A 16945-nucleotide genomic window follows, 5' to 3' on the forward strand; every position below is an offset into this window, starting at 1 on the left:
CTTACTCTGCTTTCACTAGAAAGAGGGGTTGTCCGAATTCTACAAGCTGACCGTTTTCAGCTAATACTTCGACGATTTCGCCTTTTACTTCTGCTTCGATTTCATTAAACAGTTTCATCGCTTCAACGATACATACAACTGAGTTTTCCTTCACTTTAGAACCTGTTGTCACATATGGATCTGCTTCTGGTGAAGAAGAAGCGTAAAATGTGCCAACCATTGGGGATGTGATTTTATGCAGGTTTTCAGACGCGGCTTTCTCTTGTGCAGGGGCTTCGGTCTGAGCTGGAGCTTGTGCTTTAGGAGCTTGTTGAGCTGGAGCTGCTTGGACAGGAGCCACTGGTGCTTGTGCCGCAACTTGCTGAACGACTTCTTTATTTTTCTTTAACTTGATTTTTGCACCTTCGTTTTCGTACGTAAATTCATCAATTGTTGATTCGTCAATTAATTTAATTAGTTCATGAATCTCTTCAATTTTTAACATGGATTTGCACCCCTATGTATGGATTTATCTTTTTTTATAGGCTAGTACTAAAAGTACATACTATAACCATCTTACAGGAGGATTTCGTTGAATTCAACTATTAATGTGATGAGACACCTCGCACAAGCACCTGAAAAAGGGCGTCAACCCGCATGAAAAAACGCCCTTTTCAGAAAAGGGCGCTTGTGCATTTTTTATTGATTCGATGGCTCAAAAGTGACGGCTACGTTATCAAGCCCTCTCATTTCTTTTGTGACCAAATCAATAATATCTGCTGCTTGGGACTTTGATTTTTTATCAGAACGAACCGTGATGTTCACTTTATCTCCTTCTGCACTGACGAGCGCATCTTTATATCCTTTTGTTTTGATTAATGTCTCCAGCTGACGCTCTGTTCCTTCTGCCTCACTAAGTGCTGTCATTTGATCATAAGCTTCACTTTTCTCTTGCGCTGTTGCATCATCGCTAGACACGATTTCGTTATACTCTTCACGCTGCTTGCTGCGCTTATCTTCCAGTTCAAGTCTGTAGGTTGTGAAAAGTTCATCGTCGGTCTGCTCTGAAACAGCCTTTCCTTCTTCTCCACTTGTTTCAACATCTTCTTGTTTCGCATTGGTTTCTTTGTCAGTTGATTTCTCTTCTGCGTTCTTTTCGGTTCCTTTGTCAGTCCCTTTTTCTGGCTCAGCCTTTTTCTCTTCCATTCCTTTTGATTTTGTATCTTCTACTGTCACAGCATTCTCACCTTGTGGAGACATGATATAGTACACACTTAATACGACAACTAAACTTAGCATCGTTAATAGCCAAACCGTTTGTTTTTTTAACATCATTCCGAATCCTCCTTGATTTTTTTAGGGGCAACAGCCACTCTATGGCTCGGTACATCAAGCACTCGTGTAACCGCTTCAATGATGGTTTTCTTTATTTGAACGTTGTCTACTCCTTGAGCAACAACGAGGACACCTCGAATGTCTGGCTTTTTCGTTTGGACAACAACAGGTGTTTCTTCATTGCCATTTTTAATAATGACAATCTCTTCTTCTTTTGTTTGATCCGTGACACTTCGCACGCCGCCTTCTTTGTCTGTTTCCTCGGTCGTAGTGCTTTTATTGGATTTGTTTTTTTCAAACACTTTTAAAGAAGTTGCGTCTACATTTACCACAATGGATACATCCTCAACACCAATGATCGTTTCTAAAATCTCTTTTAGCTGATTTTCGTATTCTTGTTCAACATCCTCTATCGAGTTGTTTGACTTACCTGAAGAGGATGGTTTGAACACCGCCTGCTCTTCTGAGGATGTTTTTTTAGACGCAGGAACAGCAGCCTCTTGTTTGCTTGATGGCGGTGACAGAATCTGACTGACTAACATGAATGACACGCCGATGATGAAGACAAGCAGTAAGTAATGGTGCTTCGTTAATTTTGGTTTCCCTTCACCTTTTTCAGGTGCTTGGAACATTGATTTCAGTTTTTGTCTCCAGTCTTTGTTATTCATGATCTGCTGCGTCACCTCCCTCAATGTTCAGCGCAATGTGTTCAGGCCGTGTATTCCATACATCTGCAAGCGTCTCTTTCACCCTCGCCATCTCTTTTGCTGACGCCCCGGCGCTTTCCTCCTTTTGCCTGGAGAGATCAATGTCGACCTTTGCCACCGTTTCTACAGCATCACCTGTGAGCGGGACAAGGACTGCTTTGATGCGAAATTGATCTGCCTCCATATTCTGATCAAGGTGCTCCTCATCTGCCAACACTTCTACGTGTTTCATTTCATAGCTCTCCTTCTCCAGTGGCTCCTTTGCGCTTTTTTCTAGTTGGACAGCCATTTGCTTTAAAATATATGCACGCTGTGAAGCTTGTATTTCTTTTTTTTCTAAATTCATCTGATTTTTTATTTCTTCTGATTGCGCTTGGTCCTTCCCTTTCATGATTTCTGAGAAAATTTGGTCAGGATCTGCCCGGAATAACGCAAAGATCGGATTGAGCATCACCACAATTAACAGTAAGCTGACGACCATTTTTGCATACTTCTGCATGCTTGAATTGGGAAGCAAAAGATCAATCACAATCGCAAATAAAATAAATAGAATAATACTTGTGATCCATTCTGTGAGAAAACTCAAATGGTGTCCCCTCCTTACTTCATCATCATGGTGAGGTTGCCAGCTGTGATGATAACGGTAATGCTTAAAAAGAACATAAGCGATACAACAGCTAATGCAGCAAATATATAAAGAACACTTTTTGAAATGACATCAAGGCAGCTAATAATCGGCCCGCCCCCTAAAGGCTGAAGAATCGCAGCGGCCAATTTATAAATCAGAGCGAGCGACAGCACTTTAATCGCTGGGAAAGCCGCAATTGAAATCAAAATGGCGACGCCTACAAGGCCAACCGTATTTTTCAGCAGCACAGAGGCGCTGATAACGGTATCTGTCGCATCAGTAAACATTCTGCCAAGGACAGGGATGAAATTTCCGGTAATAAACTTGGCTGTGCGAAGAGCGATGCCATCCGTGATAGCAGCAGATGCCCCCTGTACAGAAATGACGCCGAGGAATACAGTTAAAAAAACAGCGAGCCCGCCAATGGCGACATTTCTTAACAGCTGGGCAAGCTGGGTCACTTTGTATTGTTCGGTCAGCGTACTGACAATGCTCAATATCGCTGATAAAAAAATAAGCGGAAGAACGACATATTGAATAAAAACACCGCTCGTGTTCATTAAAAACAAAATCACAGGATGAAAGAATCCGGCTGAGACAAGCCCGCCTGATGAGGCAATAAGTGCTAATAAAAGAGGAATAAGAGCAAGAATAAAACTAGTCATCGTTTGAATGGCTTCTGTTGCATAAGAGATCGCAACATGAAAACTGTTTAATGCAATAATGATAAGCACCATATAAACAAGAGCGTATGCAACTTTACTAACAGTGCTTTGCTCAAACGCATTTTGCAAAAGCTGCAAAAGCGAACAAAAGATGGTGAGTAATATAAGTGTACCTAAGAGCTTTCCATTGGCAATCAGCTCATGAAACAGATAATGAACAAAAGCCTTCAGCCACGTTTGGGGAGACAGCTCTTTATCGCCATCGATCATTTCCTTCACTGTACCTTTTTGGCTTTCAGGCAGAAAGCCGCCATACTCGTCCAATATCGTTTCCCAAAAGTCACTGATAGAATGAAGCTCTAAGGCATCAGCCTGTCCACCCGCAACTTCTTCTGCGACCGGTTCTTCACTTGATAAAGGCACACTTTCTTCTGCACCTGCATACGGAACAATCATCCAAAAGAACATCATAAACCCTAGCACAGCTGTCACCCGTTTCATCATCATCACCTCTTTTCCATCAAGTCATGGACGGGATCATACCTAGGATCGTCTCAATGATGACCGTTAAAATCGGTACCGCCATGACCAAAATAAGAATTTTGCCGCCAAGCTCTATTTTTGAAGCGATGGCGCCTTGTCCCGCATCCTTTGTGAGCTGGGCACCAAATTCTGCAATATAGGCAATGCCAATGATTTTCAAAATGGTTTCAACGTATTTCATATTGACGCCTGCACTTGCTGCAATTTTTTCAATCATGGAGATAATGGCATAGATTTGATCGATTAAATAAAGGAAAATGACACACCCAGTAAACACAACAAGCATAAAGGCGAAGGTTGGCTTTTGTTCTTTGACGATTAATGCTAGAAAAGTAGCGATTAAACCAAGTCCAACAATTTGAATAATTTCGATTTGTAAGCCCTCCCCTATCCTTGAAATAGAAATACGGCTTTAATCTTCTTAAACAAATCATCCACAATGGTAGCAACCATAAATAAAATGTAGATAAATCCAAGCAGTGTCACCCACTGTGCGTACTCTTTTTTCCCCATTTGATCTAAAATCGTATGGAGAAAAGCCACGACGATACCCACTCCCGCAATTTGGAAAATGACGTTTACATCAACGCCCATGCTCTCGACTCCCTTCCTCTCACATCAATAACAGAATCAGTAGTAAACCACTTAGAAAACCAAGACTTCTCACCATTTTTTCATTTTTTGCTTGGGCAACTTCAGCTTCTTTTTCCTCTGATTCCAAATGGCCTAAAGCTAGCTTGATATATTTTTGCTGAGCCGTCACATCATGCTGACCAAGGGTTTCTCCAAAGTGCTTCAGCGCCTCATATTCGCCTTTTTTTAATACGGTTTTTTTCCATACATCCTCTAGACTTTCATTCCATGCATGCCTCGCAGAAAAGGTTCCAACGTTGAGTTTTTCTGCAAATTGTTCAAATAGCCGATTCACAGGCGGTCCTACTTGGGACGCAATTTGGTCAGCGGCTCTAGCTAAAGGTGTTTGACCATACATAATTTCAGCTTCAAGAGATTGGAGTGCAAACCGGAGCTGGCGGATTTGCTTTGGCCGATCACTGTACCGCTTCGCAAACTCGAATCCTCCCCATGTCGTAGCCGCAACAATGAAAATAGCACCAATAAGCTTTAACATACGTCCACTCCCCGCCTCCTCTTCAGCTCTTGTCCCTCTTGGTCAAATATCCGTCCGATTGTGCCAGGCCCTTTTTCTCTATTTAATTCCACATATCGATCAAACACACGAAGCTGCCATAACGGTTCAAATGATGGCCGTTTAGATAAGTCTTCAAGAGAATACCCATGAGCTGAGACGATAATGGTGACTCCAGCATGGATTGCTTCTAGCAGTGCCTGTACATCTTCACTTTTTCCGATTTCATCGACAATGATGACTTCTGGGCTCATGGACCTGATCATCATCATTAACCCTTCAGCCTTTGGGCACGCATCAAGTACATCAATCCGGTGTCCAAAAGAATGCTGCGGCACTCCTCTTATACAACCTGCGATTTCAGATCGTTCATCTACAATCCCTGTTTTTCTAGGAGAAATGGTTGTTGTTCCTGTACTGACAAGACGTGCTAGATCACGCAGCAATGTCGTTTTCCCGGTTTGCGGCGGACCTATAATCAGTGTGTTACACCAATGTTTTTCATATAAATAAGGGAGAAACGGCAGAGCAATTCCGATCTTCTCTTTTGCGATGCGAATATTAAATGAAGAAATATCTCTTAAGCCTTTGACGAATCCATTTTCGACGATGACCTTTCCAGCAAGCCCAACCCGATGTCCGCCAGATATGGTGATATAGCCCTGTTTTAACTCTTCCTCAAGTGTGTACATGCTGTAATTACTGAGCCTGCCTAATAGCTGAGCCGCCTCTTCACCTGTTGTATGATAGGAAAGAAAGCGTGGTTTTCCACCTTGCATCAGCTCAATCGGGCGATCGGTGCGAATGCGGATTTCTTCTATTTGCGCCCACTCTGCTTCTTTTAACATGCTGAGTTCTTGTCCAATTGAGTGCGGGAGAATATCCAACAAACTCCGCAACGAATTCCCCTCCTTTTTTTCTTCTCTAAAATGTATGATGTATGCCGTTAATTATGCCAAGCCATTTCACTTATAAATTCCAACAAGAATAAATACGACACCAATGAAAATAAACACAAGCTTCGCATAGGATAACTGCCCTGCAATTTGATAGATTCCAATCGTCATCGTGATAATAAAAATGAGCGGCCCGATGATCGCTAATATACTATTGATGACAACCGCTTTACGCACATCATTAGTCACTAAAATGAGGATGGCGGCCGTCAGTTCAATCGAGGCAGATAAAAACCTCATCCCTGCCATGGCAGCAACTGATGGGTGTATACCCGGGAGAAATTGTTTCATATAGAACCTCCAGCTTTTTTTACACTATATGCTTCACTAGCTAGAAGTAGTCTTGTTTTTCAAAAGGAAGAGAGATGGATGAGAGAATAGAGTAAGGGGTGTCATAACGAGGCGTCCTATTTTTCAAATAAAAAAAGACTGTAAACACGAGGTTTACAGTCTCAGATAGTTGACAAAGGGCTAAAATGAACTTGATTTTAGCCCTTTGTCTTCTTTTCAGCGTGATAGAAAACCTTTGCAGTCTAGGAAGGACGAGTACTGGCGCGGAGCGAATTTGACATTCGTGAGCACCAGCGCGCAGGACTGACAAAGAATGCGAGGGTTTGCCTACACGCTGAGACTGTAAACACGAGGTTTACAGTCTCTCTGTTCATTACGCTCTTGAAACGTATGAACCGTCAGATGTATTGATCACTAGTTTATCACCTTGGTTCACAAAGAAAGGAACGTTCACGATTAAACCAGTTTCTGTTTTTGCAGGTTTTGATCCACCTGATGTCGTATCACCTTTAATACCAGGCTCTGTTTCTACTACTTCTAGTTCTACAGTGTTTGGAAGTTCTACTCCAAGTGTTTCATCACCGTACATGACGATTTGAACCGACATATTTTCAAGCAAATATTTCAGCTCATCTTTGATTTGCGCTTCGCTTAGTTCAAGTTGTTCGTATGAACTTGTATCCATGAATACATGCTGATCGCCATTTGCATATAAATATTGCATTGTTTTTGTTTCAATTTGCGCTTTCGCTACTTTTTCACCTGCACGGAATGTTTTCTCTTGAATCGCACCTGTACGCAGGTTACGCAGTTTCGAACGGACAAACGCTGCGCCTTTTCCTGGTTTTACGTGTTGGAAATCCACTACACGCCAAATACCGCCGTCCACTTCAATTGTCAGGCCTGTACGAAAATCGTTTACTGAAATCATTTTGTCATCCTCCTACATTTCACCATCATAATATGATAAGTTCTTTCGGTGAGTGGGTCAATCGTTTATTGCCGTCAGCTGTCAGGACAATATCATCCTCAATTCTCACGCCGCCGACATCCGGCAAGTAAATGCCTGGTTCAACTGTCACAACCATTCCCTCTTCTAACACGACATCTGAGCGCGAGGAAAGGCCAGGTGCTTCATGTACTTCCATACCAAGACCATGTCCAGTCGAATGACCGAAGTATTGACCGTAGCCATACTTTTCAATGATGTCTCGTGTGATGCGATCAGCTTCTTTTCCTGTTAAGCCTGGCTTGATTTTATCCACACCAGCGTTTTCTGCTTCTAATACGATATGATAAATTTCCTTTAATTTGTCGCTTGGTGTTCCTACAGCAATGGTTCTTGTCATGTCTGAACAATAGCCTTTATAATAGGCACCGAAATCCAGTGTCACCAAGTCGCCAGATTCAATCACCTTTTCGCTCGCTCTCCCGTGTGGCAGGCTTGAACGAACGCCAGAGGCAACAATCATATCGAATGAAGATCCTTCTGCCCCTTCTTTTCTCATGAAAAATTCAAGCTCGTTCATGACCGCAATTTCTGTCAGGCCCGGCTTGATGTACGTGAGAATATGATCAAAGGCATGATCTGCAATCTTCGCAGCTTCCTCTAATATCTTAATCTCTTCATTAGACTTAATCAAGCGCAACTTTTCAACTGATTCCGAGACTGGAACAAGCTCGATACCGCTTGCTTTCCCCGAGTACTGCTGGTAGGTGGCAAATGTCATATGGTTTTGTTCAAAACCAAGACGTTTCACCCCAAATTCGTTTGCCGTTTGGACAGCAGTTTCCACAATGTTTCCTTTATGTTCAATGATGTCATAGCCCTTTACTTGATCCTTGGCTTGCTCCGTGTAACGAAAATCCGTAATAAAGGCGGCTCGATCCTTTGAAACGATGGCAAGACCGGCTGATCCAGTAAAACTCGTCATATAATGTAAATTAAAGCTGCTCGTAATCACTAAACCATCTATGTCTAATTCAGCTAAAAGTTTTCTTAGTTTTTCAAGTTTCATGATACTGCTCCCCCTTCACTGACTAAATAACGAATCGCCAATTTATATCCTTCTAAACCAAGTCCAACGATTTGACCTTGGCATACTGGAGCAAGAACCGAATGATGGCGGAATTCCTCTCTCTTATGAACATTTGTGATATGTACTTCGATGACAGGTAACGTAATACTTGCAATGGCATCTCTCAGTGCATAGCTATAGTGGGTAAAAGCACCCGGGTTAAACACGACGCCATCGTACTGATCTTCTGCTTCATGGAGCGCATCGACCAAATCTCCCTCGTGATTCGATTGAAAGAACGTCAATTGAATATTTGCTCTTTCTGCAAACTGAAACAAATCCGTTTCTAAATCTGTTAATGTTTTACTTCCATAAACTCCTGGCTCTCTCTTGCCGAGCCTATTTAAGTTGGGCCCATTCAGCACTAGAAAATGAGGCATATGACCACTCCTTCACCCTAATTCACTCTATATCGATGGCTGTTTCTTTTTCCTTAGAAACCTTTCGTTTCCAAAAATAATTTTATCATATGAATGGTGGATTTACACTTTATTCTGTCTTTTTCCCGAGTGCCCTTGCAAGCTTCTGACTCGTTAATTCATTGTATTCAAATGAAATACTGTATCCGACAAACATGCCATATAAAATATATAGGCAAAATGTCGTCACAATGGTGCTTTGCTGCAAATCTTGCACTTGCTTCACATCGGGGAATATAGGATTAAATACATAAAAAACAAGCAGCCATAAAATCGCGCCATAGATCAGCCCCATCCAAAAACCTTTTATCCGTTTGAGCAGTCCATAATAAATAAAGGCTGCCCCAATAGATAAAATCCCTAAAAGTACAATACTCATAAATGTACCAAGTCCGCCTTTTTTCCATTCACCAAGCACAAATGGCTGCAACAGCATATTTGGACTCACCTCTGAAAAATGAAACATATGGGTCAGAAATCCGATAAAGCCCCAAAAAACTCCGCCGACAAAACCTGTGGCTGCTGCCCTTGCCACCATTGAAGACGTTTGTACTGATTGATTTTTTTCTTCTTGGTTTTTCTTTTCATCACGTTTCATATAAACACCTCCAGCAAGTAGTATGTCCAAAATGTCATGAAAAAAAAGGATTTCCGTGCGAGAGTGTAAAATTTTTATAACAGGGTATACTGGCTAAAAAGAGGTAGATAGAATTCTAGTAGATAATCGACCTGTGAGCTAGTGATTTCCCCTCTTTTCCTGTACAATAAAGGTATAAGGAAATGCATGTAAATTACAGGAAACAGGCAGGTTGATGAAATATGTCCAATCAAACAAAACCTCCAGCATATGGAGGGCAGGCAGTTGTGGAAGGTGTCATGTTCGGAGGTAAAAAGAACTATGTGACAGCGATCCGGCGTAAGGATCAGTCCATTGAGTTTTTAAAGCTTCCCCGGACCTCCAATAAACGAACCGCCTTTCTTAAGAAAATCCCTTTTGTCAGGGGTGTTGCTGCACTTGTTGAAGCAAGCGCAAACGGCAGTAAGCACTTAAACTTCTCCAGCGAGCGCTATGACTTAGATCCTTCTGAAGATCATTCTCTTGAAAAAGAACAAAAAAGCTCGAAATTATCAATGATCTTTGGCATTGCTGTGATCGGAGTTCTCTCTCTTCTTTTTAGTAAATTTGTCTTTACTTTAGTGCCTGTCTTTTTAGCCGAACTTGTGCGTCCGGTGTTTTCTGGAAACTTCGCACAAATTGCAGTGGAAACATTCTTTAAATTGATCCTGTTATTAGGCTATATTTACTTTATTTCCATGACCCCTTTAATTAAAAGGGTATTTCAATATCATGGGGCAGAACATAAAGTCATAAACTGCTATGAACAGAATCTTGACATCACAGTGGAAAATGTCCAAAGCCAATCTCGCCTGCATTATCGATGCGGCAGCAGCTTTATTTTATTCACTGTCATTGTCGGCATGTTCGTCTATTTACTCGTACCGACAGATCCTTTATGGGTGAGAGTTCTGAATCGCTTGGCGCTTATTCCGGTTGTTCTTGGCATTTCATTTGAAGTGCTTCAGCTCACAAACAAACTCCGTGACGTGCCAGTGCTTAAAGTGCTTGGCTATCCTGGCCTTTGGCTGCAATTGCTCACAACAAAAGAACCCTCTGATGATCAAGTCGAGGTAGCCATTGCAAGTTTTAATGAACTTCTTCGTTTAGAGGAAGCATCTGCGAAACAAGCATCAGATTCTGCTCATCAAGTGATCTAGTTTATAAATCCGGTAAATTCTTTCGGAGGTGGACAGTTATGAATCGCCGAGTACATCCTGCTTTTACCATTATTTTCGCTTTAGGTGTTTTGGGATTTGTGTATTTACTCACAACGAATCCAGGCAGACTCTTTACGATGCTGCTATCAGTTGTGATCATTGGAGCGGTTCTATTTTTCTTATTTAGATGGCTGATGAATCGAAGAACTGGAACAGAAGGAAATCTTTATCGTAAAGCAGTCAAACAATCAAAACGTCGCTACCAGCAGCCTAAACCAAAAACGAAAAGCCAGATGAAAAACCGGGTCACTCATTTGCGAAGCGTGCCGACTGACCACAAGTCTAAGCCCGTCCTTCTCAAAAAGAAAAGCCAAACACATTTGACAGTCATTGAAGGCAAGAAAAACAAAAAGAAAAATCGCGCCTTATTTTAAAATGTCCAGCTCTTTAAAAATTGCTCGGCCTTCTGTCTGCCTAGATCGACGAGCGCCTTTTTCTTTTCTGTCATCAGCTGAAAATCAGTGGCAATGACGTGTTCTACAGGAATAAAAATAATATGACGTTCGTGTTTTGTGGCAATATGTCTTTCGTCATGAGCACCACGCATCGTTTCAAATAGAGCGCCAAACAGTTCAAACGCATTGCGGATGGAATGTTGAGGGCGTTCTTTTTCGTTTGGGGTTAATGTGACACCGACAAACGGTCTTTTTTTCTCTTCAGCAAAAAGCCAAATCGGAAAGTTGCTGAGCACGCCGCCATCCACGATGGTACAAATTCCTTTTGAAGACCTCAGTTTGACAGGTTCGAAAAAATAAGGCAAACTGCAGCTCATCCGAATGGCTCTGGCAACAGAAAACCGTTCTGGATTTAACCCATAGGAAGGAAGGTCATCTGGAAGGACGAGGATTTTGCCATTTGTTAAATCAGAAGCGACGATTTTGAGCGTATCTTTTTTCAGATCCCCAAATACGGTGACACCTTTTCGTTTTAACACGTCTGTCAGCCATTTTTCTAGACGGTCACCTTTGTAAAGGCCAAGACGCCAATAAATAGACACCCATCTGAGCATTTTAAACGGGATGAATTGACACCTTCGGTCAAGCAATTGATGCTCATCCATTTCGTCTAACAGCTTCCGAATCTCCTGACTCGTAAAACCCGCTGCGATGAGTGAAGCAATGATCGCTCCCGCACTTGTTCCAGCGAGACGGACAAATTGAAATCCTCTTGCTTCAAGCGCTTCATAGGCGCCTGCAAGTGCTGCACCCTTAATGCCTCCACCTGAGAACACACCATCTATCTTCATCAAGGAGCCCCCTTTTCTGTCACACTATTAATAGTGTAGGAGCATTTGCCTTTCATTAGAACTATATTCAAAAAGGACACCCTTCGCCAGGTGTCCTTTCAGCGTGTAGACAAACCCTCGCATTCGGTGTCAGTCCTGCGCTCCGGTGCTCACGAATGTCAAATTCGCTCCGCTCCGATGCTCGTCCTTCCTAGACTGCAAAGGTTTTCTTTCACGCTGAAAAGAAGACAAAGAGCTAAAATAAAGTACATTTTACCCCTTTGTCAACAATTTAAAAGGACACCCTTCGCCAGGTGTCCTTTTTCTTAAGATTCTTGATTTGTTTGTTCGTTTTTCTTTTGAATCGCTTTCAGCTGAACGGATCGCTCATCGTTTTCTTCAAAGAATTGGACGAGGTCGCCGATGCGGTCAATGCTGTTCCAGCTGAGATGATGCTCAATACCTTCTACATCATCATAAATTTTCTCTTCATCTACACCAATGATTCTTAAAAATTGCTCTAGCAGTTCATGTCTGTATACGAGACGTTTTCCAATTTTTTTGCCTTTTGGGGTTAAAATTAGACCACGATATTTCTCATAAATGAGGTATTCATCTTTATCTAGCTTCTGAACCATTTTTGTTACAGAGGAGGGATGGACAGCGAGGGCTTCTGCAATATCAGATACTCTTGCATATCCTTTTTCTTCTATCAGCATATAAATTTGTTCAATATAATCTTCCATACTAGGTGTAGTCATAAAACCCCTCCAAAATGCACCTTTACTTAATAATCATAACAATTCTACACCATCGCCCATTAAAAAACAAGAAGAGTCCTTCGTCTTAACGCTTGTAATTCCAATCATCTGTGGCGTATTTCGTTTTGGCGAGGTGATGAACAAATGCCAACTCTTCATCTGTCAGCTCATAAGGCACAAGCTCGATATTTAATCCTTTTTCAAACCCTCGTTTAAATGCAACACGCGCATCGTCTATCGTACATGTTCGATCTGAAATTTCATTGATCGCCACCGCTTTGTTTTTAAAGCTGCGCTGCATCCGCTCTCTCACCCGATCGTTTGGATAAAGAAATAAATCAAACAATTTATCCTCATCAAGATCAATTAAAATCGAGCCATGCTGGAGGATCACACCTTTTTGCCTTGTTTGCGCACTGCCTGCTACTTTTCTGCCTTCTACAACAAGCTCGTACCATGAAGGCGCATCAAAACATACAGACGATCTTGGATTTTTTAAGCTTTCTTTTTCTTTTTCTGTACGAGGAATGGCAAAATACGCATCGAGTCCCAGTTCTTTAAAGCCCTCTAAAATCCCTTCTGAAATGACGCGGTATGCCTCTGTCACCGTCGCCGGCATCTCTGGGTGCTCTTCTGACACGATGACACTGTAGGTCAATTCCTGATCATGAAGAACGCCGCGGCCTCCTGTAGGCCTGCGAACAAATCCAAGACCATAGCGCTCAACCGCTTCCATGTTGATTTCTTTTTCAACATGTTGAAAATATCCAACAGATAATGTCGCTGGATTCCAACCATAAAAACGGATCACAGGCGGGATCAGCTTCTCGCTATGCCAATAAAGCAAGGCTTCGTCCATGGCCATGTTAAAGGCAGGGTCTTGGTTTCCTGTATCAATGAAACACCATTTCTCTTTTTGCATATAAAATCCCTTCTCTTTTACGTAGTCAATGTTAGATGACGGTGGTGATCACCGATTTTCTCTCTTCATCAGTCTATCAAATAGGGAAGGAATTGAAAATAATTCTTACCATTTATGATGACAAGTTTCTTTTGCTTTACTATAATAGTATTTGTCTAAAACGTACCATCAGACAGGTGACTGTGCTGATGCTCAAGAAGGAGTCGAGTCGTATTGCCAATATTCAACTATATCGTCCTCTCACTTTGTGGACTTTTCGTTCTTTATTCCATCGGCAGTTACATTTATCAGCAGCGCATTATGAAAACGCTGACGGAAGCAGAATTTATCAAAGGTTACCGCAAAGCCCAACTCATTGATGTGAGAGAACCAAATGAGTTTGAAGGTGGACATATTTTAGGCGCAAGAAACATTCCCCTTTCACAATTAAAGCAGCGCAAAAATGAAATACGCCCTGACAAGCCTGTTTATCTCTATTGCCAAAATAATTTGAGAAGCGGAAAGGCTGCTCAAACGTTACGTAAAAATGGCTGTCGTGAGATTTATAATTTAAAGGGCGGCTTTAAAAAATGGGGCGGCCGCATTAAAACAAAGAACTAACAAAAAAGACTCTGGGAGCTATTGCCCCCCATGAGTCTTTTTATTTTCTTTCAAAAACCAGCACTGGATTCCGTGCAGCCTTTGTTTCATCCATTCGTTTCACAACGGTTGTATGTGGTGCTTCCTGTACGATTTCTGGGTTCTCTTCCGCTTCTTTTGCAATTTGAATCATCGCTTCAATAAATGCATCAAGGGTTTCTTTTGATTCTGTTTCAGTTGGTTCAATCATGATACATTCCTCTACATTGAGCGGGAAGTAAATCGTTGGCGGATGATAGCCAAAATCAAGTAATCGTTTGGCAATATCAAGTGTCCGCACACCTAGTTTCTTTTGACGTTTACCTGAAAGGACAAATTCATGCTTACAGTGGCGGTCAAATGGCAAATCATAATGAGCACATAAGCGGCGCATCATATAGTTTGCATTCAACACCGCATGATCCGTTACAGCCTTTAAGCCGTCTGGTCCCATAGAGCGGATATACGCATACGCTCTGACATTGATACCAAAGTTCCCATAGAACGGTTTCACACGGCCGATGGATTCTGGACGATCGTAATCAAAGAAATAACGACCTTCTTTCTTCACAAGCACTGGCTTTGGCAAATATGGAATCAAATCCTTTTTCACGCCAACTGGACCTGAACCAGGGCCTCCTCCTCCGTGTGGACCTGTAAAGGTTTTATGAAGATTTAAGTGAACCACATCAAATCCCATATCCCCCGGTCTTGCTCTGCTTAATACAGCATTTAAGTTCGCTCCATCATAATAAAGCTTCCCACCTGCTCCGTGGACGATTTCAGCCATTTCTAAAATATTTTCTTCAAAAAGGCCGAGTGTATTTGGATTTGTGAGCATGAGAGCCGCCGTTTCTTCATTGACAACACGGCGCAGGTCGTCTAAATCGACAAGCCCATGTTCATTAGATGCCACCGTAATCGTTTCAAATCCAGCTACTGTTGCAGATGCGGGATTTGTTCCATGAGCAGAATCAGGCACGATGACTTTTGTTCGTTTAAGATCTCCTCTTGCTTCATGGTATGCACGAATCATCATGAGCCCCGTCCATTCGCCATGTGCTCCCGCCGCAGGCTGTAATGTCACGGCGTCCATTCCTGTAATTTCTTCTAAATGGTCACCTAAATCATAAAGTAACTCTAATGCACCTTGCACAGTGTCTGCCTCTTGAAGTGGATGCACATGCGAGAAACCTGCAAGACGTGCCACCTTTTCGTTAATCTTTGGATTATATTTCATCGTACAAGAGCCTAGAGGATAAAAGCCAGAATCGACCCCGTGATTACGCCTAGATAATGCTGTGTAGTGACGCATAATATCCAGTTCAGAAACCTCTGGCAGCTTAGCATCTTCATGGCGGATATACGCTTCATCAAATAAATCTGGGAGCTTCTCCTCAGGTACGTCTAAATCAGGCAGGCTGTAACCAATTCTTCCTTCTTTGGATAATTCAAAAATAAGCGGCTGATCTTGTTTATTCATGACGATCCCCCAATTCCTTGATGAACGTATCAATTTCTTCTTTTGTTCTTAGTTCTGTCACAGCGACGAGCATATGCTGCTGAAGCTCTGGATAATCCCGTCCCAAGTCATATCCGCCGATGATTCCTTTTTCAAGCAATCGCTCATTCGCTTCTTTCACAGGTTCATTCAGTTTCAACACAAATTCATTAAAATGAGCGCCCTCTATTTCAGCCTGTAACCCATGTTTTTCTGCCTGCGTCTTGGCATAATGGGCCTTTTGTACGTTTTGATAGGCAATGTCTTTGATACCTGTTTTCCCAAGCGCCGTCATCGCAACAGAAGCGGCTAACGCATTTAATGCTTGGTTCGAACAAATATTTGAAGTCGCTTTGTCTCTTCGGATATGCTGCTCGCGCGCTTGAAGGGTCAGCACAAATCCTCGCACACCGTTCTCGTCTTCTGTTTGCCCGACTAAACGCCCCGGCACTTTCCGCATTAATTTTTTCGTCACAGCAAAATATCCACAATGAGGTCCGCCAAATGCAGCTGGAATGCCAAATGGCTGCGCATCACCAACGACAATATCTGCCCCAAGCTTTCCTGGAGGTGTCAGTAAACCAAGTGCAAGCGGGTTGCTTGAGACGATGAATAAACTTTTCCCTTTATGTGCAATCGGTTCAATGTCTTTTAACGGTTCAACAACACCGAAGAAGTTTGGGTATTGTACAAGGACCGCTGCTGTTTCCTCGCAGACAGCTTCTTCTAATGCAGCTAGATCGGTCTGACCTTTTCGCGCAGGTACCTCGACGACTTCAATATGCTGTCCTTTCGCATATGTTTTCAGCACCGCTCTTGATTCAGGATGAACCGTTTCAGAGACCACAACCTTTTTCTTCTTTGTATGTCCTGCAGCCAGCATCGCCGCTTCAGCTAATGCCGTTCCGCCATCATACATCGAGGAGTTGGCAAGATCCATACCGGTCAGCTCAGCAATCATTGTTTGAAATTCAAAGATTGCTTGCAATTCACCTTGAGAAATTTCAGGCTGATAAGGTGTGTACGCTGTATAAAATTCAGAACGTGAAATCACATGGTCGACAATCACAGGCTGGTAATGATCATACACACCAGCACCTAAAAACGAGGCATAGGCCACTGTATCTTTATTTTTTGCAGCAAGACGAGACAATTCCCGCACTAGCTCTGTTTCTGATGCGGCTTCTTTAATGTTGTACGCACCTTTGAATCTGACTTTCTCTGGGATATCTGAGAAAAGCTCATCAATTGACTGAACACCGATGACATCCAGCATTTCTTTTTGATCTTGCTCTGTTTGCGGCAAATACCTGTGCTTCATCCTCTATTCCTCC

General features: G+C 42.4%; 22 protein-coding genes. 3 read left to right on the forward strand and 19 right to left on the reverse strand.

Features of this window, described 5'->3' with window-relative positions; all coding sequences use genetic code 11:
• Position 1: 1 nt before the first annotated feature.
• The 14 genes from accB to N521_RS07890 all read right to left on the reverse strand — a co-directional run bounded on the left by accB (position 2) and on the right by N521_RS07890 (position 9346).
• Positions 2-484, reverse strand: coding sequence for an acetyl-CoA carboxylase biotin carboxyl carrier protein (gene accB, locus N521_RS07825; RefSeq protein WP_008342216.1), 483 nt, complete (start codon positions 482-484; stop codon positions 2-4).
• 194 nt (positions 485-678) lie between these two features.
• Complete coding sequence (locus N521_RS07830; protein WP_024718861.1) at positions 679-1311, reverse strand: SpoIIIAH-like family protein; 633 nt, start codon at positions 1309-1311, stop codon at positions 679-681.
• Positions 1311-1946 (reverse strand): stage III sporulation protein AG, encoded by a 636-nt coding sequence (gene spoIIIAG / locus N521_RS07835; RefSeq protein ID WP_370539206.1) that lies wholly within the window; start codon positions 1944-1946, stop codon positions 1311-1313. Before spoIIIAG ends, N521_RS07830 begins: the two co-directional genes overlap by 1 nt.
• Positions 1947-1974: 28 nt before the next feature.
• Positions 1975-2607, reverse strand: coding sequence for a stage III sporulation protein AF (gene spoIIIAF / locus N521_RS07840; RefSeq protein WP_007501185.1), 633 nt, complete (start codon positions 2605-2607; stop codon positions 1975-1977).
• A 14-nt stretch (positions 2608-2621) separates the two neighbouring features.
• Positions 2622-3815 (reverse strand): stage III sporulation protein AE, encoded by a 1194-nt coding sequence (spoIIIAE, locus tag N521_RS07845; RefSeq protein ID WP_017357967.1) that lies wholly within the window; start codon positions 3813-3815, stop codon positions 2622-2624.
• Positions 3816-3834: 19 nt separating this feature from the next.
• Positions 3835-4248 (reverse strand): stage III sporulation protein AD, encoded by a 414-nt coding sequence (gene spoIIIAD / locus N521_RS07850; RefSeq protein WP_087978339.1) that lies wholly within the window; start codon positions 4246-4248, stop codon positions 3835-3837.
• Entirely contained in the window at positions 4245-4451 is a 207-nt protein-coding gene (gene spoIIIAC, locus N521_RS07855) for a stage III sporulation protein AC (RefSeq protein ID WP_003153142.1), read from the reverse strand. Before spoIIIAC ends, spoIIIAD begins: the two co-directional genes overlap by 4 nt.
• 19 nt (positions 4452-4470) lie before the next feature.
• Positions 4471-4986: a stage III sporulation protein SpoIIIAB gene (gene spoIIIAB, locus N521_RS07860; protein ID WP_007501189.1), complete on the reverse strand. Its 516-nt coding sequence runs from the start codon at positions 4984-4986 to the stop codon at positions 4471-4473.
• Positions 4980-5903, reverse strand: coding sequence for a stage III sporulation protein AA (gene spoIIIAA, locus N521_RS07865; RefSeq protein ID WP_035390790.1), 924 nt, complete (start codon positions 5901-5903; stop codon positions 4980-4982). Before spoIIIAA ends, spoIIIAB begins: the two co-directional genes overlap by 7 nt.
• 66 nt (positions 5904-5969) lie before the next feature.
• Positions 5970-6251 (reverse strand): YqhV family protein, encoded by a 282-nt coding sequence (locus N521_RS07870; protein WP_008342211.1) that lies wholly within the window; start codon positions 6249-6251, stop codon positions 5970-5972.
• A gap of 373 nt (positions 6252-6624) precedes the next feature.
• The gene (efp, locus tag N521_RS07875; protein WP_007501192.1) at positions 6625-7182 is read right to left on the reverse strand and encodes an elongation factor P; all 558 of its coding nucleotides are present in this window, start codon (positions 7180-7182) and stop codon (positions 6625-6627) included.
• A 25-nt stretch (positions 7183-7207) separates the two neighbouring features.
• Positions 7208-8269 carry a M24 family metallopeptidase gene (locus N521_RS07880; RefSeq protein ID WP_007501193.1) on the reverse strand — a complete coding sequence of 354 codons (1062 nt, stop codon included), beginning with the start codon at positions 8267-8269 and terminating at the stop codon, positions 7208-7210.
• Positions 8266-8709: a type II 3-dehydroquinate dehydratase gene (gene aroQ / locus N521_RS07885; RefSeq protein ID WP_007501195.1), complete on the reverse strand. Its 444-nt coding sequence runs from the start codon at positions 8707-8709 to the stop codon at positions 8266-8268. Before aroQ ends, N521_RS07880 begins: the two co-directional genes overlap by 4 nt.
• 109 nt (positions 8710-8818) lie before the next feature.
• On the reverse strand, positions 8819-9346 hold the full coding sequence (locus N521_RS07890) for a YqhR family membrane protein (RefSeq protein WP_035390792.1): 528 nt from the start codon (positions 9344-9346) through the stop codon (positions 8819-8821).
• A 221-nt stretch (positions 9347-9567) separates the two neighbouring features.
• On the opposite strand from N521_RS07890, the gene N521_RS07895 reads away from it, so the two are divergent.
• On the forward strand, positions 9568-10524 hold the full coding sequence (locus N521_RS07895; protein WP_007501199.1) for a DUF1385 domain-containing protein: 957 nt from the start codon (positions 9568-9570) through the stop codon (positions 10522-10524).
• A 38-nt stretch (positions 10525-10562) separates the two neighbouring features.
• Complete coding sequence (locus tag N521_RS07900; protein ID WP_024422959.1) at positions 10563-10958, forward strand: SA1362 family protein; 396 nt, start codon at positions 10563-10565, stop codon at positions 10956-10958.
• On the opposite strand, the gene N521_RS07905 is transcribed toward N521_RS07900, so the two are convergent.
• The 3 genes from N521_RS07905 to N521_RS07915 all read right to left on the reverse strand — a co-directional run bounded on the left by N521_RS07905 (position 10955) and on the right by N521_RS07915 (position 13492).
• Positions 10955-11830 carry a patatin-like phospholipase family protein gene (locus tag N521_RS07905; protein ID WP_035390796.1) on the reverse strand — a complete coding sequence of 292 codons (876 nt, stop codon included), beginning with the start codon at positions 11828-11830 and terminating at the stop codon, positions 10955-10957. The two genes, N521_RS07900 and N521_RS07905, sit on opposite strands and share 4 nt — an antisense overlap.
• Before the next feature lie 305 nt (positions 11831-12135).
• Complete coding sequence (gene mntR / locus N521_RS07910) at positions 12136-12570, reverse strand: transcriptional regulator MntR (RefSeq protein WP_003215946.1); 435 nt, start codon at positions 12568-12570, stop codon at positions 12136-12138.
• Between the two features lie 85 nt (positions 12571-12655).
• Complete coding sequence (locus N521_RS07915) at positions 12656-13492, reverse strand: lipoate--protein ligase family protein (RefSeq protein ID WP_017357972.1); 837 nt, start codon at positions 13490-13492, stop codon at positions 12656-12658.
• Between the two features lie 219 nt (positions 13493-13711).
• Here N521_RS07915 and N521_RS07920 point away from each other — a divergent pair, with 219 nt between their 5' ends.
• A complete protein-coding gene (locus tag N521_RS07920; protein WP_024718853.1) occupies positions 13712-14092 on the forward strand; it encodes a rhodanese-like domain-containing protein in 381 nt (126 codons plus the stop codon).
• Positions 14093-14132: 40 nt separating this feature from the next.
• On the opposite strand, the gene gcvPB is transcribed toward N521_RS07920, so the two are convergent.
• Both gcvPB and gcvPA read right to left on the reverse strand, forming a co-directional pair.
• Positions 14133-15593, reverse strand: a complete 1461-nt coding sequence (gene gcvPB, locus N521_RS07925) for an aminomethyl-transferring glycine dehydrogenase subunit GcvPB (protein WP_035390797.1) — start codon at positions 15591-15593, stop codon at positions 14133-14135.
• Positions 15586-16932 (reverse strand): aminomethyl-transferring glycine dehydrogenase subunit GcvPA, encoded by a 1347-nt coding sequence (gcvPA, locus tag N521_RS07930; RefSeq protein WP_025207616.1) that lies wholly within the window; start codon positions 16930-16932, stop codon positions 15586-15588. The genes gcvPB and gcvPA overlap by 8 nt, the downstream gene beginning before the upstream one ends.
• Positions 16933-16945: the final 13 nt, after the last annotated feature.

It is taken from the genome of Bacillus sp. UNC125MFCrub1.1, from assembly GCF_000701305.1.
GTDB classification, from domain to species: domain Bacteria; phylum Bacillota; class Bacilli; order Bacillales; family Bacillaceae; genus Bacillus; species Bacillus altitudinis.

What these genes read in the sequence shown, in the direction of transcription:
- accB (WP_008342216.1), bottom strand. Translation starts at nt 484, where the DNA reads ATGTTAAAAATTGAAGAGATTCATGAACTAATTAAATTAATTGACGAA.
- N521_RS07830 (WP_024718861.1), bottom strand. Translation starts at nt 1,311, where the DNA reads ATGTTAAAAAAACAAACGGTTTGGCTATTAACGATGCTAAGTTTAGTT.
- spoIIIAG (WP_370539206.1), bottom strand. Translation starts at nt 1,946, where the DNA reads ATGTTCCAAGCACCTGAAAAAGGTGAAGGGAAACCAAAATTAACGAAG.
- spoIIIAE (WP_017357967.1), bottom strand. Translation starts at nt 3,815, where the DNA reads ATGAAACGGGTGACAGCTGTGCTAGGGTTTATGATGTTCTTTTGGATG.
- spoIIIAC (WP_003153142.1), bottom strand. Translation starts at nt 4,451, where the DNA reads ATGGGCGTTGATGTAAACGTCATTTTCCAAATTGCGGGAGTGGGTATC.
- spoIIIAB (WP_007501189.1), bottom strand. Translation starts at nt 4,986, where the DNA reads ATGTTAAAGCTTATTGGTGCTATTTTCATTGTTGCGGCTACGACATGG.
- N521_RS07870 (WP_008342211.1), bottom strand. Translation starts at nt 6,251, where the DNA reads ATGAAACAATTTCTCCCGGGTATACACCCATCAGTTGCTGCCATGGCA.
- efp (WP_007501192.1), bottom strand. Translation starts at nt 7,182, where the DNA reads ATGATTTCAGTAAACGATTTTCGTACAGGCCTGACAATTGAAGTGGAC.
- N521_RS07880 (WP_007501193.1), bottom strand. Translation starts at nt 8,269, where the DNA reads ATGAAACTTGAAAAACTAAGAAAACTTTTAGCTGAATTAGACATAGAT.
- aroQ (WP_007501195.1), bottom strand. Translation starts at nt 8,709, where the DNA reads ATGCCTCATTTTCTAGTGCTGAATGGGCCCAACTTAAATAGGCTCGGC.
- N521_RS07890 (WP_035390792.1), bottom strand. Translation starts at nt 9,346, where the DNA reads ATGAAACGTGATGAAAAGAAAAACCAAGAAGAAAAAAATCAATCAGTA.
- N521_RS07895 (WP_007501199.1), top strand. Translation starts at nt 9,568, where the DNA reads ATGTCCAATCAAACAAAACCTCCAGCATATGGAGGGCAGGCAGTTGTG.
- N521_RS07900 (WP_024422959.1), top strand. Translation starts at nt 10,563, where the DNA reads ATGAATCGCCGAGTACATCCTGCTTTTACCATTATTTTCGCTTTAGGT.
- N521_RS07905 (WP_035390796.1), bottom strand. Translation starts at nt 11,830, where the DNA reads ATGAAGATAGATGGTGTGTTCTCAGGTGGAGGCATTAAGGGTGCAGCA.
- mntR (WP_003215946.1), bottom strand. Translation starts at nt 12,570, where the DNA reads ATGACTACACCTAGTATGGAAGATTATATTGAACAAATTTATATGCTG.
- N521_RS07915 (WP_017357972.1), bottom strand. Translation starts at nt 13,492, where the DNA reads ATGCAAAAAGAGAAATGGTGTTTCATTGATACAGGAAACCAAGACCCT.
- gcvPB (WP_035390797.1), bottom strand. Translation starts at nt 15,593, where the DNA reads ATGAATAAACAAGATCAGCCGCTTATTTTTGAATTATCCAAAGAAGGA.
- gcvPA (WP_025207616.1), bottom strand. Translation starts at nt 16,932, where the DNA reads ATGAAGCACAGGTATTTGCCGCAAACAGAGCAAGATCAAAAAGAAATG.